Annotated in this window: 15 protein-coding genes and 1 pseudogene; 9 read left to right on the forward strand and 7 right to left on the reverse strand. The window is 57.4% G+C overall.

Features of this window, described 5'->3' with window-relative positions; all coding sequences use genetic code 11:
• Positions 1-8: 8 nt before the first annotated feature.
• Positions 9-1,274, forward strand: coding sequence for a sugar MFS transporter (locus WCA85_RS29660; RefSeq protein ID WP_424068432.1), 1,266 nt, complete (start codon positions 9-11; stop codon positions 1,272-1,274).
• Between the two features lie 53 nt (positions 1,275-1,327).
• The gene (locus tag WCA85_RS29665) at positions 1,328-1,699 is read left to right on the forward strand and encodes a YciI family protein (RefSeq protein ID WP_424068433.1); all 372 of its coding nucleotides are present in this window, start codon (positions 1,328-1,330) and stop codon (positions 1,697-1,699) included.
• 160 nt (positions 1,700-1,859) lie between these two features.
• Here WCA85_RS29665 and WCA85_RS29670 read toward each other — a convergent pair whose 3' ends face one another.
• A complete protein-coding gene (locus WCA85_RS29670; RefSeq protein WP_424068485.1) occupies positions 1,860-2,033 on the reverse strand; it encodes a hypothetical protein in 174 nt (57 codons plus the stop codon).
• On the opposite strand from WCA85_RS29670, the pseudogene WCA85_RS29675 reads away from it, so the two are divergent.
• From WCA85_RS29675 to WCA85_RS29690, 4 genes and pseudogenes are all read left to right on the forward strand, one after another.
• Positions 1,989-2,170 (forward strand): annotated as a pseudogene (locus WCA85_RS29675) (fumarylacetoacetate hydrolase family protein); the annotation flags it as partial. The gene WCA85_RS29670 and the pseudogene WCA85_RS29675 sit on opposite strands and share 45 nt — an antisense overlap.
• Positions 2,171-2,332: 162 nt before the next feature.
• Positions 2,333-3,061, forward strand: a complete 729-nt coding sequence (locus WCA85_RS29680; protein WP_424068434.1) for an SDR family oxidoreductase — start codon at positions 2,333-2,335, stop codon at positions 3,059-3,061.
• A 28-nt stretch (positions 3,062-3,089) separates the two neighbouring features.
• Positions 3,090-3,515 carry a hypothetical protein gene (locus tag WCA85_RS29685; RefSeq protein WP_424068435.1) on the forward strand — a complete coding sequence of 142 codons (426 nt, stop codon included), beginning with the start codon at positions 3,090-3,092 and terminating at the stop codon, positions 3,513-3,515.
• Positions 3,512-3,739 carry a hypothetical protein gene (locus WCA85_RS29690; protein WP_424068436.1) on the forward strand — a complete coding sequence of 76 codons (228 nt, stop codon included), beginning with the start codon at positions 3,512-3,514 and terminating at the stop codon, positions 3,737-3,739. The genes WCA85_RS29685 and WCA85_RS29690 overlap by 4 nt, the downstream gene beginning before the upstream one ends.
• Before the next feature lie 537 nt (positions 3,740-4,276).
• Here WCA85_RS29690 and WCA85_RS29695 read toward each other — a convergent pair.
• On the reverse strand, positions 4,277-5,161 hold the full coding sequence (locus tag WCA85_RS29695) for a hypothetical protein (RefSeq protein ID WP_424068437.1): 885 nt from the start codon (positions 5,159-5,161) through the stop codon (positions 4,277-4,279).
• Positions 5,162-5,174: 13 nt separating this feature from the next.
• A complete protein-coding gene (locus tag WCA85_RS29700; RefSeq protein WP_424068438.1) occupies positions 5,175-5,753 on the reverse strand; it encodes a hydrolase in 579 nt (192 codons plus the stop codon).
• Between the two features lie 101 nt (positions 5,754-5,854).
• On the opposite strand from WCA85_RS29700, the gene WCA85_RS29705 reads away from it, so the two are divergent.
• Complete coding sequence (locus WCA85_RS29705) at positions 5,855-6,469, forward strand: TetR/AcrR family transcriptional regulator (protein WP_424068439.1); 615 nt, start codon at positions 5,855-5,857, stop codon at positions 6,467-6,469.
• Positions 6,470-6,520: 51 nt separating this feature from the next.
• Here the strand turns inward: WCA85_RS29705 and WCA85_RS29710 are convergent, their stop codons facing one another.
• The 4 genes from WCA85_RS29710 to WCA85_RS29725 all read right to left on the reverse strand — a co-directional run bounded on the left by WCA85_RS29710 (position 6,521) and on the right by WCA85_RS29725 (position 8,845).
• Positions 6,521-7,273 (reverse strand): SDR family NAD(P)-dependent oxidoreductase, encoded by a 753-nt coding sequence (locus tag WCA85_RS29710; protein ID WP_424068440.1) that lies wholly within the window; start codon positions 7,271-7,273, stop codon positions 6,521-6,523.
• A 56-nt stretch (positions 7,274-7,329) separates the two neighbouring features.
• Entirely contained in the window at positions 7,330-7,914 is a 585-nt protein-coding gene (locus WCA85_RS29715; RefSeq protein WP_424068441.1) for a TetR/AcrR family transcriptional regulator, read from the reverse strand.
• Between the two features lie 368 nt (positions 7,915-8,282).
• Complete coding sequence (locus WCA85_RS29720) at positions 8,283-8,603, reverse strand: CcdB family protein (RefSeq protein ID WP_424068442.1); 321 nt, start codon at positions 8,601-8,603, stop codon at positions 8,283-8,285.
• Entirely contained in the window at positions 8,603-8,845 is a 243-nt protein-coding gene (locus WCA85_RS29725; RefSeq protein WP_424068443.1) for a type II toxin-antitoxin system CcdA family antitoxin, read from the reverse strand. The genes WCA85_RS29720 and WCA85_RS29725 overlap by 1 nt, the downstream gene beginning before the upstream one ends.
• A gap of 413 nt (positions 8,846-9,258) precedes the next feature.
• On the opposite strand from WCA85_RS29725, the gene WCA85_RS29730 reads away from it, so the two are divergent.
• Positions 9,259-10,647, forward strand: a complete 1,389-nt coding sequence (locus WCA85_RS29730) for a cytochrome ubiquinol oxidase subunit I (RefSeq protein ID WP_424068444.1) — start codon at positions 9,259-9,261, stop codon at positions 10,645-10,647.
• A 42-nt stretch (positions 10,648-10,689) separates the two neighbouring features.
• Positions 10,690-11,688, forward strand: coding sequence for a cytochrome d ubiquinol oxidase subunit II (gene cydB / locus WCA85_RS29735; protein ID WP_424068445.1), 999 nt, complete (start codon positions 10,690-10,692; stop codon positions 11,686-11,688).
• Positions 11,689-12,668 lie beyond the last annotated feature (980 nt).

Consider the following 12,668-nt stretch of genomic DNA (forward strand, 5'->3'; position numbering starts at 1 on the left):
GGTGCGACATGCAAACTTCTTCGACTATTGTTGAACCGTCCGCTGTGGTCCGCGTAGACGCAACGGTCCGTTACGGCGTCGCGCTTGCGCTAGTCTTTAGCCTTTTCTTCGCATGGGGGCTGACCTATGGTTTGCTCGACGTACTGAACAAGCATTTCCAGCAGACGCTCAACGTTACGCGAATGCAGTCCGCGTTGCTACAGACATGCTACTTCGGCGCGTACTTTCTGGTCGCGCTTCCATCAGGGCTCTATGTTAACCGGTATGGATACAAGCGCGGAATCCTCCTGGGACTCGTTGTGTTTGCGCTCGGGGCACTCCTGTTTGTACCGGCAACTTCACGCCACCAGTTTTATCCGTTCCTTATAGCGTTGTTCGTGCTCGCATGCGGTGCCGCCTGTCTAGAAACAGCGGCAAATCCGTATGTGACTGTGCTCGGACAACCTCTTGGGGCGGCGCGACGGCTCAATCTCGCCCAGGCCTTCACCGGATTCGGCGCGTTTGTGGGCCCGCTGATCGGCGGCTTATTTTTCTTTCGACATGGCGCATTGGCTGGCAGCAATGTCGCGTCGGTGAAAATGACCTACGTTGTGATCGCCGCTGCGATGCTGCTATTAGCTTTGGTGTTCTGGCGGATCGCAATGCCTGAACCCGGTGAAACATCCACCTCGGCGTTGCGCGCAGAAAGCGTGACACCGCTTCGGCGCGAGCGTCGGTTCGTGTTCAGTGTCATCGCGCAGTTTTTCTATTTCTCCGCTCAGGTCGGCATCGCGGCGTTTTTCATAAACTTTGCGACCGAGCATTGGTCCGGACTATCGGTAAGTGCGGCGGCGTTTATGCTGTCCGGAGCGATGGTCGCTTTCACAGGTGGGCGTTTCCTATCGACTGCACTAATGCACAGGTTTGACGCGGCATCGATGCTCGCTGTGTATGCCGTCGTGTCACTCGTGCTGTGCGTCGCGGCATGTGCCGGTGCAGGTTCAGTCGCTGTGGTGGCATTGATGGCTGTGTTCTTCTTCGAGTCGATCATGTTCCCGACGATTTTTGCCCTTGGCGTCGAAGGACTTGGTTCACGTACTCGGCGCGCCGGTTCGTTCCATGTGATGGCGCTCGTTGGCGGCGCGATTGCGCCGCTCCTGATGGGCGCCATCGCGGATCGGTTCTCGATCGGTGCGGCCTATCTGGTGCCGGTGCTCTGCTTTGTCATAGTGTTGTGGTTCGCGCTATCGAGCCGAAGTGCACGCTCCCAGGCTTCCCGAAATCTTTCCGTATGACCAGAGACAGCAAAGATTGAACGTCACCTATCAAAACCCGAAGGAGATTCAGCATGTCTGAAATCCAGAGCGAGATTCAGCGTCTCGTCGAACCCAACCTTAAAAGACGCCTGTATGTTGCATTCAGCTACCCGGTTGCTTCGGTCGAAGAGACGTTGCCGCATATTCCAGAACATATCCGCTACCTTATCGAGTATGAGGACAAGGTGTTCCTGTCCGGTCCTTTCGTAACGGAAGGTCATATCGTGGGCCAGGGCATGACCGTTTTGTATGCCGAGTCGGAGAAAGAAGCTGCCGAATTCATGGAAAATGAACCGTTCGTCCGGCGCGGCCTGCGCCGGTACGAACTCAAGCTTTGGGAACTACGCGAAGGAACGCTTTCGATCAAGACGCGCTTGTCTGCGAGCCGTTTCGAACTCGATTGAGACATCGCGTCGAAAGCGATGCGACATCGCGCTCCCGGTTGAATCGTCGTGCGTCGCAGCGCCAATGTTAGCTGAGAATGTTCGCATGGATTCATGCCATTTCGTCATTGCAAAACTGACGGCGTAGCGCTTCATCTTTAGCGATCGCCCGGCGACAATTCTAACCAAACTGTTCGATCACAAAGCTGATGAACTGGCTAATCTTCGGTGTCATCTGATGATCCTTCAGATAGACGATGTGCAGCGGCGACGGCACGACCGCGCATTCGGGCAACACCGGGACAAGTTCGTTGCTGCCTGCGTCAGCTATGTGGGCCGCTTCATGACGTTGCATCCGGGGGACGTGCTGACAACGGGCACGCCGCAGGGTGTCGGACTCGGCCCGAGCCGCCGCGCCATCTCGCAAGCGGCGGCACGATGCAACTTGGAATCGCCGGCCTCGGTGAGCAGTTTCAAACGGTGCGCGGCTGACACTGTGTGAGTCCGCTGTGCGTCGCGTACCGGAATTGGCAAGTTTCGCTTCGAGGTGATGCAAGCGAAGCACACTGTTTCGGACAGTGACCGCACCTCATACTGAATCCTGAATCCGGCTGGGAATTGCAGCAGCTGGATCATTTTATTTCGGAGAACAACATGTCACTTACAGGAAAAAGAATCGTCATTCTTGGCGGTTCGTCGGGTCTCGGCTTCGCGACCGCGAAGGCCGCCGCTGCGGAAGGCGCGCAGGTCGTGATTGCATCGAGCAACGCGAAAAAGGTTGCGGATGCAACGGAGCGCCTCGAATCGAGGGTCGAAGGCCGGGTTGTCGATCTGTTCGACGAACGCGGCATCGCGGCGTTCTTTGATGCTGTCGGCGCGTTCGATCATCTCGTCTATACGGCAGGCGACGCACTGAAGGCTGCCGAGCTGAAGGAGATGACGTTCGCGGATGCGCAGGCGGCGTTCGGCATCCGCTACTGGGGGGCACTGCTCGCGACGAAGTACGGGGCGGCGAAGATCCGCGTGGGCGGTTCGATCGTGCTGACGTCCGGACTCGCGTCGCAGCGCGCGCGCAAGGGCTGGTCGGTCATTTCGAGCGTTTGCGGCGCGACGGAGTCGTTCGCGCGCGCACTCGCGGTCGAGCTTGCACCCGTGCGTGTCAACGTCGTCAGCCCCGGCACGGTGCGCACCGAGCTGTGGGACGGCCTGCCCGACGCGGCGCGCGACGCCATGTTTCAGAAGGCGAATCAGCTCTTGCCCGTCGCGCATGCCGGTGAGCCCAGCGAAGTCGCGGAAACGTATCTGTATTTCATGCGCAGCGGTTTCGTCACCGGCTCGATCGCATACGTCGACGGCGGCGCTGGCGTGATGTCCGCCTACTGAACGACGATCGGTAGCCAGAGGAATGACGATGATTTACGAACTCAGGACCTATGTGCCGGCACCCGGGCGCCTTGACGACGTGCTCGCGCCATTCCGGCAGCCCGTGCTGCAGATCTGGGAAGAACCTGGAATCGAGCTGTTTGCTGGCCAGGTGGGCGACGCCACCCGGGTAAGCCTGGCCGGAAAGTTCCGATGCCGGGCCATGCAGTACGTCGATGCGCTCAAGGCCGTACCGGTCGAAGCTGGGGATAGCGTAGCCGAAGCTGGTGTCACTATGCCACCTGCTCTTCGGGTAGGATCTTGGGTGCTCGCCCGAGCGCACAGCGCTCGCGGCGTCAGCCTGACCCGATGCGAATCTTGCCGCTGCAGAGAATTTCTCGACCAAACCTGGCCTCTGAGCGGGAAGGGCCGTATCCGGTTGGTAATACTCCACAAGGAAAAAATACGTTCATGAAGAAAGCGTTTTGTATGTCGGTTGCACTGATGATGAGCCTTGGCGCTGGCGAGGCATTCGCGGCAGGTTGCCTTAAAGGAGCCGCCGTCGGGGCAGTGGCTGGGCACGTAGCGGGGCATCATGCGGTTGCTGGGGCGATCGTCGGTTGCGCGGTCGGGCACCACATGGCTAAAGAACAGGCAAGGAAATCCGCAGAGGAGCACGCTGCGGCGCAGCCGCGTTAAACAACGATCGTGAATTCGCTTCAGTCGGCAGTGCCTGACATACGACCGGTTACGGCGTTTCGTTCTCACCGGGAAAAGCGGAACCTGCTTTCAAGCTGACTGGTCTTGCTTTCTTTTTCCTTTCGATTGACGAGCGGCGGCCACCGGCATTTCAACCCCAAGGTTAGTTGGTCGTCAATGTCTTCGCTGCCGCCAGCGAATATCGCGCGGCGAGCGTTCAGCCACAGCGCGCGTCGCTGAACGCGTGGCCTCGTGGCGCAGTTCACTATATCGCCTGAAGGAGATCGTTAGCCTGGGGTTAGCGAATCTCCACTCAGCATGATTGAACCGGTGCCGCTTGCTCCTTAAACTGGTTTCAGTGCTTCAGAAACATCAATCCAGTGACCACCAGACTTTGATCAACCCCGAAAAGTCTGGAATGAATCCTAAGACCTTGTGTTCGCCGTAATGTAGACGCAGTACGAAGCGATTAGCCGGAACCCGATTGAATAACCCAAGCCTGAAGGCGATTTACATCGCCAATTTAATTTTACGTTACTAAGGAATCCCCACAACAGCTCCGGCAATACGATTACGGAACTTGAGCCGGGCACTCGGCCAACTTCCCGTCACCACGCTCGCTGCCGACCAGATCATCCACTGACCGTGGTCGATATGCCTCCACTCCACAAGTGCGGCCGCGACGCCGACTGCGAGAGCGACGGCGATCATTGCCGCGATGAACGGAACACGTTCGCCGCCGTCGGACCGCCTGGACCATTTCGCGAAGTGCACCCAGTAAGAAACTTCTGGGCGGCGTTCGTGCCAATAGTTGATTGAAGAAATCAGCAGAACTGGCAAGAACGCGATCCATATAAACGGCAGAGTCTCGAATGCCCGATGAATCAGTGCCGATTGCCTGATTCCTTCGGTGCTCTCACACGCGAGGTAAAGCGCGGGAATGAAGGTAAAGTTCCCGAGGGAAAGCAGCTCGCTTCCCTGTGCGGTGAGCAGTATCGATCCCATTGCCAGAAGGGTGGTAGCCCCGACAAACAGAGGCGGATACGCGAGCGATGCTGTTAATACAACGACGCCTAGTCCAATGGCTATCCCATGGGCGACTACACCGAGCGGGGCGAGATGCGCGCGGTCCACCCCGATAGCAGTGGACACGGTCACCAACGAAACAGTCAACCACTCGCTGTTGCCTGAAACCAGCGCTAGAACAATCAATGGCAAGAGAGCGGTCAACGCACGAATGAGTGCCTTCCCATTGATCACGGCCTGGAAGCCAGATACGGCCGATTCGATGAATCGAAAACGGCGTATTCGGTCCGACAAAGGCAAGGCGAGCTGGTCATCTGATTGGTTTTCGGACCTTGACTTGCACATCTCGAAGACCTCAATTCTGCGATTCGAGCGCTCCCGCTGCCCGTTACTCACAAACCAGCACTCACTACGCGAGTGCCTGGATCACATCCTCGGACGGTCGCACCAAGCCAATTCTCGGGAAGATGTAATCAACTGACGCCTGGTGATGCTCAGCCGCACCGCAGCTCATCGCGTCCTCGACGAGCACGAGCGTATAGCCGAGTTCATAGGCGGCTCGTGCCGTTGATTCGACGCCGATGTTTGTTGAAATTCCGCCGAGCACAATTGTCTTGATGCCACGACGGCGCAATTGCAGATCAAGTTCGGTGCCATGGAATGCATTCCACTGCCGCTTCGTGATCTTGATGTCGCGTTCGTCTGCTTCGAGGGCGTCGGGGAAATCCCACCACGTAAGCGGAAGTCCGCCGGCAGGAAGCGTTACGGGCTGATCGACGGGTTGTTTTAAGGCATCGCCGAAATCCTGGTTCCAACCTACGCGCACCAGTACGACAGGCGCGTCGATCTCCCGGAAGCGTTTCGCGAGCGTGGCCGAGACGGACACGACTGCGTCTGCCGGGCGAGGTGCCTTCGCGAACCCGAGGATTCCCTGCTGGAGGTCGATCAGAACGAGGGCCGTCGTTTGGGGATCAAGTTTGTGCAGCATGTTTGCTCCTGGCGTTGAACTCGGTGGGTCAAGGGTGTATTGTGAGGCCTGCCTCACATTTTTAATATATGAGAATGTCCTCACAAAAGTCAACGGGAACATTGGGTGCCGGAACCGCGCAAGTGAAATCTCCCAGTCGCGCGCGTGGTCATGCGCGTGTCGCGGCGCTTCTGGAGGCGGCGAGCATGGAATTTGCAGAAAAGGGATATGACAGCGCGACGATGACGGCGATCGCCGCCCGCGCGGGGTCGTCTATCGGCTCGCTGTATCAGTTCTTTCCCACCAAGGATCAGGTCGCGGGTGCGCTGCTCGAAAACTATCTGAACATGCTCGCAGAGACGTTCCATAAGCTGCGCGAGGCCGCACCGACGTTGGACCTATCGTTGCTGGCAGGGCGGTTGACGAGGGTGTTCTTGAAGTTCCGCACGGCTCATCCGGCCTTTGCGGTGCTAGCTGAGAGCTACAGCTATGCTTTGCCGGGCACGGCCCGCATCCGCGAACGACTGCGCGGAGAGATCGAATCCTTGCTTGGTGCAGTGGCGCCTCACCTCGCGGCAGATGAGATCACTATCCGCGCGGCAGTAATCCAGCAACTCATGAAGGCTGCCGTCGCGATTAATGGCGACACCTCGATCGCCGGTCGTAAGGCCGCGATCGACGAACTGGAGCGCTTGATGCAGCACTATCTGAACGAGGCGATTAATTCGGCCAGATAGTGCGTCTGAGGGAAACCGGTTCGTCGATGGTGTTTTTACGTAGCCGAATGGTCACAACGCCATACCACCGTCGATGGTGATACTGGAACCTGTCATGTAGCCTGACTCCTTGCTGGCGAGGTAGGCAACCAGACCGGCGATCTCCTCCGGATCTCCTGCGCGCTTAAGCGGAATGAGCGGCTTGATTCTCTCGATATGGTCGACCGTCATGTCCGTTACGGTAGGCCCGGGCTGAATGTTGTTGACTGTGATGCCGCGCCCGGCAAGATCAATAGCGATACCTTTCGCCATGACTGAAACGGCAGCCTTAGTCATTGAGTAAACGCTGGAACCCGGATGTCCGCTTCGCACCGCCGTGTTGCTGCCGATCGTAATGATCCGGCCACCGTCACTGAGATGCGCAGCCGCAGCCTGGATGGCGAGAAAGACACCACGCACGTTGATGTTCAGCATCCGGTCAAGATCTTCTACACTCACGGTCGCAACATCGCCAAGCAACAAGATTCCTGCGTTGACAACCGCGATATCCAGTCTCCCAAAGTGATCCACGGTCTGCGCGACTGCCGCCTTGATAGCCGCCGGATCCGCGTTGTCTGCCTTGATTGCAAGGCCGCTCCGTCCGGTGGCCTCTATCGCCGCAACTGTTTCGGCCGCTCGCTGCGGCGCAGATACGTAGGTCACCGTTACGTGGGCCCCCTCGGTGGCCAGGCGTCTCGCCGCCGCCGCGCCAATGCCTCGCGAACCGCCGAAGACGATGGCAACCTTTCCTGCAAGTGTGCGATTCTCGTTCACTGATATCTCCATTTTTGACAGATTAGTCCATAACCAGGCGTAAGTGGGCCAGACTGGGCTCTCCTTGCCTAGCGCGTTCTAAATCGGTTGATTGCAAACCTGGCCAGTACCCGCAGGCTCCTCGCGTCGCCACCCGCACGGGCGCCGAGCTGGATGCCCTGCATCGTCATCTGTAAAAAGGCAGCGGCTTCCCGCGCGTCGATGGTGGGGTCAACTTCTCCGCATGCTTGCCCCTCGCGGATGCGTTCGGCGAGGCGTCTAAAAAGCCTTGACCCCACCTTGCTCCGTAACGCTACAAGCTCCGGATCCGCAGCCCCGAATTCAGCGACTGCGCCGACCCCCATACAGCCAAGCGCGCGGATGCTCTCGTCTTCGGCAATGAGTCCGAGCAAAAGCGCTTCTATACCGCCTAGTGGTGAGGCAGTGCTGTTCAGACGCTCCATGTGGCCAGCCGTGCTGTCCCGCTGATATCGCTCCAGCGCTTCAAGGTAGAGTTTTCGTTTGTCGCCGAACGCGTTGTAGAGGCTCTGTCGCCCGATATTCATCGCAGCGAGCAGGTCGTCAGTTGAAGTAGAGGCGTAGCCTTTCTCCCAGAAGACGCGCAACGCGCAGTCCAGGGCCTCATCTCGATCGAACTCTCTGGGTCTAACCATGACCCGAGCTTATTTGTTATGGACTGATCTGTCAATAACAATTCGACGCTGGTGCCGACGCAGGCGCGACTGAAGATTGTCGAGCAATAAATCGTCTACGGCTTTTAGTCCACGAACAACGTCTCGGCGTTCTCGTCGCTGCTGACGTAGAAGTCGTTGTTAGACACACAGCTTCGTCTATAGCAATCTCCTATAGTCAAAAGCGGAAACGGGTCTTGGACGCAGGATATCGAATGCTTCCCCAATCCGTTGTTTTGTCCCGCACGATGACGGCGCTGTTTGCGCTTAATCATCGCGAACATGGGCGAGGACGCGCCGGCCATCGCAAATGGAGGCATTACTGTTGCCACGTTTCATCCTGCTCTCGGTCAATAGGCACCGAAAATCCGGTCGAGCGCCGCCAGGACGGTTTCTCGTTGATCCGAAAAAGAAGCGATGCGTTTGCCGAGCGCGTTCAACGGAACTGCACTCATGGCGGGGGTATCAAGGAAACATGTTTCGCCATTGACTTCAAAAACTGGCAGCAGATCCGATGGTTTGCCCGAAAAAGCGAGATGACGGGCAGGGCGCAGAGGAATCACGATGCGCGTCGGCAAGATTCCGACGTGCGTGCTTTGAACGTCAAGCAGGTACGGCGCGAGTTTCCGCGTTTCATTGTCAGGGTTCGCGTAGAGATCGAACCGCGCCATTAAAACGTCCTGAATTTCGCGAGGGGAAGCCCGTCGCGATCGACCATCGCCGTGTATGCAGCAACCAGCTCGGCGTTATCATCGGCCCAACGGCGAGCCTCCGCCTCCTGGATTTCTTCGCGCACGCCGCGCTCGCTCGCTCGCGAAAGGTTAATGCCTAGCTCCTTGGCCCGATCCAGAACTTCAGGCGGCAGCGTGACGTTGGTTGACTTGCGTGGCCGAACATCGAGAGCCTTGCCCATGTGCGCCTCCATGTTGAATATAACGTGCATTATTGTCCACATGGACGATTCGCTGCAAGTTGACGGGTTTTGTGGTTGTTTTAACAATTTCTATAAAAGTTGATAATTTATATTATGTCAAATTATAGATAGCGCGAAAATACACGACTACCTGTTCACAGTGCTCGTACATAAAGTCGTCATGTAAGGCTACCAAATCGCGTCCAGGAAAAAACAACCCGCCTTGTTAACATCGTGCGGACAGCTTCACTTCACGGAAATTCATAACGCTTAATCTGCCCCCCGCCCTCATCTCGATCAATTTGGATAAGATGAGAAGAGGAACAGCGCCCCAAAGCCGAGGCGCACTTTCCAAATTGCCCCGGAATCGCACCCACGACTGAGCCGGTCGTCGTCAAAGGGAACGAGCAACGATGAATCTAAGCGCGCTGGATCTCTCCCGTCTGCAATTCGCGTTCACCGTATCGTTTCACATCATCTTTCCGGCGATGAGTATCGGCCTCGCAAGCTTCCTCGCTGTGCTCGAGGCAGCATGGCTGAAGACGGGCAAACTTCACTATAAGGAATTGTGCCTGTTCTGGTCGAAGGTCTTCGCCATCGGCTTCGGCATGGGCGTAGTGTCGGGCGTCGTGATGGCCTATCAGTTCGGCACAAACTGGGCCGGCTTCTCCCGATTTGCTGGGCCCATCACCGGACCATTGCTCACCTACGAGGTCATGACCGCTTTCTTTCTCGAAGCGGGCTTTCTGGGGATCATGCTATTCGGCTGGGATCGCGTCGGGCGGCGCGCACACTTCGGCGCCACGCTGCTGGTCGCGACGGGCACCTTGATCTCGACGTTCTGGATTCTCGCCTCCAATAGCTGGATGCAGACGCCGCAGGGTTACGCGATCGAGAATGGTCACGTCGTTCCGCTCGATTGGTTCAAGATCATTTTCAATCCATCGTTTCCGTATCGGCTCGCACACATGACGATCGCCGCCTTTATCGTCGGCGCGCTGGTGGTCGCGGCGACCGGTGCCTGGCATCTGCTTCACGGCCGGCGTGATCCTGCGGTCAAAACCATGTTTTCGATGGCCCTCTGGCTCCTGCTCATTCTCGCACCAGTGCAGGCATTGGTTGGAGATCAGCACGGTCTGAATACACGGAAATATCAACCTGCCAAGATCGCCGCGATCGAAGGACTGTGGGAAACGGAAAAGGGAGGCACAGCGCTCAACCTGATTGGTTTCCCGGATATGCAGGCGGAAGTGACGCGTTATGCGATCACGATCCCTCACCTTGGCAGCATAATTTTGACGCACACCTGGAGCGGTGAAATTCGCGGCCTGAAGGAATTCCCGAAAGAAGACCGGCCGAATTCATCGATTATCTTCTGGACCTTTCGGATCATGGCCGGTCTTGGCATGCTGATGATCCTGCTGGCACTCGTTGGCCTTTTGTTGCGGCGCCGTGACAGGCTGTACGAAAGCCGATTCTTCCAACGTTGCATGCTTGCGATGGGCCCGGCCGGCTTCGTGACGTTACTTGCCGGCTGGATTACCACTGAAGCGGGCCGGCAGCCGTGGGTCGTCTACGGCGTGTTGCGCACCGCACAGGCAGTGTCGCCCGTGACGCAACAGGACGTGAGTGTCTCATTGATGATCTTCGTGATCGTCTATTTTCTGGTGTTTTGCACGGGCATCTATTACATCCTCAAGCTCCTCCGTCTGGGGCCTCACTATGACGACGCCGGACCGCGTCCCGAGCCGAATGCCAACGCGAACAGCAGTGGTCGCCGTCCGCTCGCCGCCGTCGAGTGACCCGCTCGGCTCAGTGCCAACTCATCTGAATCGGAGCGCCGTATGGACGTCACGACAATCTGGGCAGCGATCATCGCATTTGGACTCTTCATGTATGTCGCCCTGGACGGATTCGATCTTGGCGTGGGGCTGATCTTTCCGTTCTTTCCCGAGGATGATGAGCGCGACCTCATGATCAGCACGATCGCGCCGGTCTGGGACGGAAACGAAACCTGGCTGGTACTCGGCGGCGCGGCGCTCTTCGCCGTATTTCCGGAGGTTTATTCGGTCGTTCTTTCCGCGCTCTACCTGCCGATCGTCACCATGCTCGCGTGCCTGATATTTCGTGGGGTGTCGTTTGAAATCCGTGAGAAAGCGATTCGTACCAAGAACCTCTGGAACCTCGCTTTCGTGGCCGGCTCCGCCGGGGCAGCTTTTTTTCAGGGCGTGATTCTCGGCACCTATTTGCAAGGCATTCCGGTAGCGAACGATGTATTTGCCGGACCTTCATTCTTCTGGCTCACACCGTTTAGCATGCTCACCGGTTTTGGACTGATGGCGACGTACGCGCTTCTTGGAGCCTGCTGGCTAGCCATGAAGATCGACGGCGATCTGCAGCACCGTTTGCACGCATTGATTCGTCCTCTCACGATGGTGCTGCTCGCATTCATGGTCATCGTGTCGCTCTGGACGCCGTTGACCGATGCGCAGATCGCCAAGCGGTGGTTCGACTCCGGGCTACTGTACCGCCTCCTGCCTGTGCCCTTCCTCGTCATTATCGTTGCGCTCTTCATGTTCCGCGCAGTGAGGCATCGTCACGATACAACGCCCTTTCTGCTCGCTCTCCTGCTAGTTCTGCTTGGCTATGTCGGTCTGCTTGTCAGTATCTGGCCGTACGCCATCCCGAACGTCGTCACACTCGAAGATGCGGCAGCACCGCGCTCCAGCCAGCTTTTCACACTGGTGGGGGCGGTCATCATTCTGCCGGTCATTGTGGCTTACACGACCCTCGGGTATCGCGTATTCAGAGGGAAGGCTGTACCTGGCGCGAAGTATCATTGAGCGGGAAAGGGAGCAGTGCGATGCGAATGTCCAGACTCTTGACGCTTCGAAGGCAACAATCCTCTTCACTGCTATCGTCATCCGCGGACGAGACTAGGCACGCAAAGTTGCGCCGAGTGCTCTGGTTTGTTGCGTTATGGTGTGCAGGGGTAATGGGAGCAGTGCTTCTTGCACTGCCATTTCGGCTCCTGATGGCAGCTTGCATGCAATAGGGCTGACACGGCCAGAGCGGTCAAAATAAGTCAGATGGCGGGGATATGGACCATCGACGTTTGACCCTCCTGACATGTCAGCACATAGTTGTTGCGTCTTGGTGTGGGCTTCCGGTCTGCCAACTTGCCCGTCTCACCGCCAGCTGTGCGCAGTCAATATGGGCGCGCATACGGACCTAATCGATTTCGTATGATCGGCGGAGCCGCTTGTGTATTCGTGACCAGGGTGCGCTGGCGCATCGAACGCGACTATCAGGATCTGAATCACGAGTCGGCCTCGGTCACTACGAAGGGCACATCCTCAAGTCTCGCAACTGGGGCCGCCTTACGACGACGCTGCCGCCCGCCCCCTTGCCACGGTCGAATGAGCCTGCTTTGACGCTAGCTCATCTGAATCGGGGGAAACCGCACGGTGTTTTAGATGAATTAATTAAAAATAAGGACTTTTATCCGCATCCAGGCCTAACCTTCACTTCATGTAGCGGCGCAGTCTGAAAGGATGGTCTATGGACTCGCAAGTCTTTGGCAGGTGACTCGCTCGGGCCCTCACACGAGGCGAACGGGAAAAATGAAATGGCGCGCGCCTCACCTGGCAACGTATTGCTTTAGAGAATTGATTGCGAAAATGCGCATCCGTCCTTTGATGGCCGTGATCACTTGCGCTGTCGACAGCTTACGCCAGCGGGGACATTAAATATCCGGAATCTGACGAAGTAACGAAGGCACAGCCACCTATGCCTGGCTCGGCTGGAAAGACGATGTGGGCCG

The sequence above is a fragment of the Paraburkholderia sp. genome, from assembly GCF_049581445.1.
Taxonomy (GTDB): domain Bacteria; phylum Pseudomonadota; class Gammaproteobacteria; order Burkholderiales; family Burkholderiaceae; genus Paraburkholderia.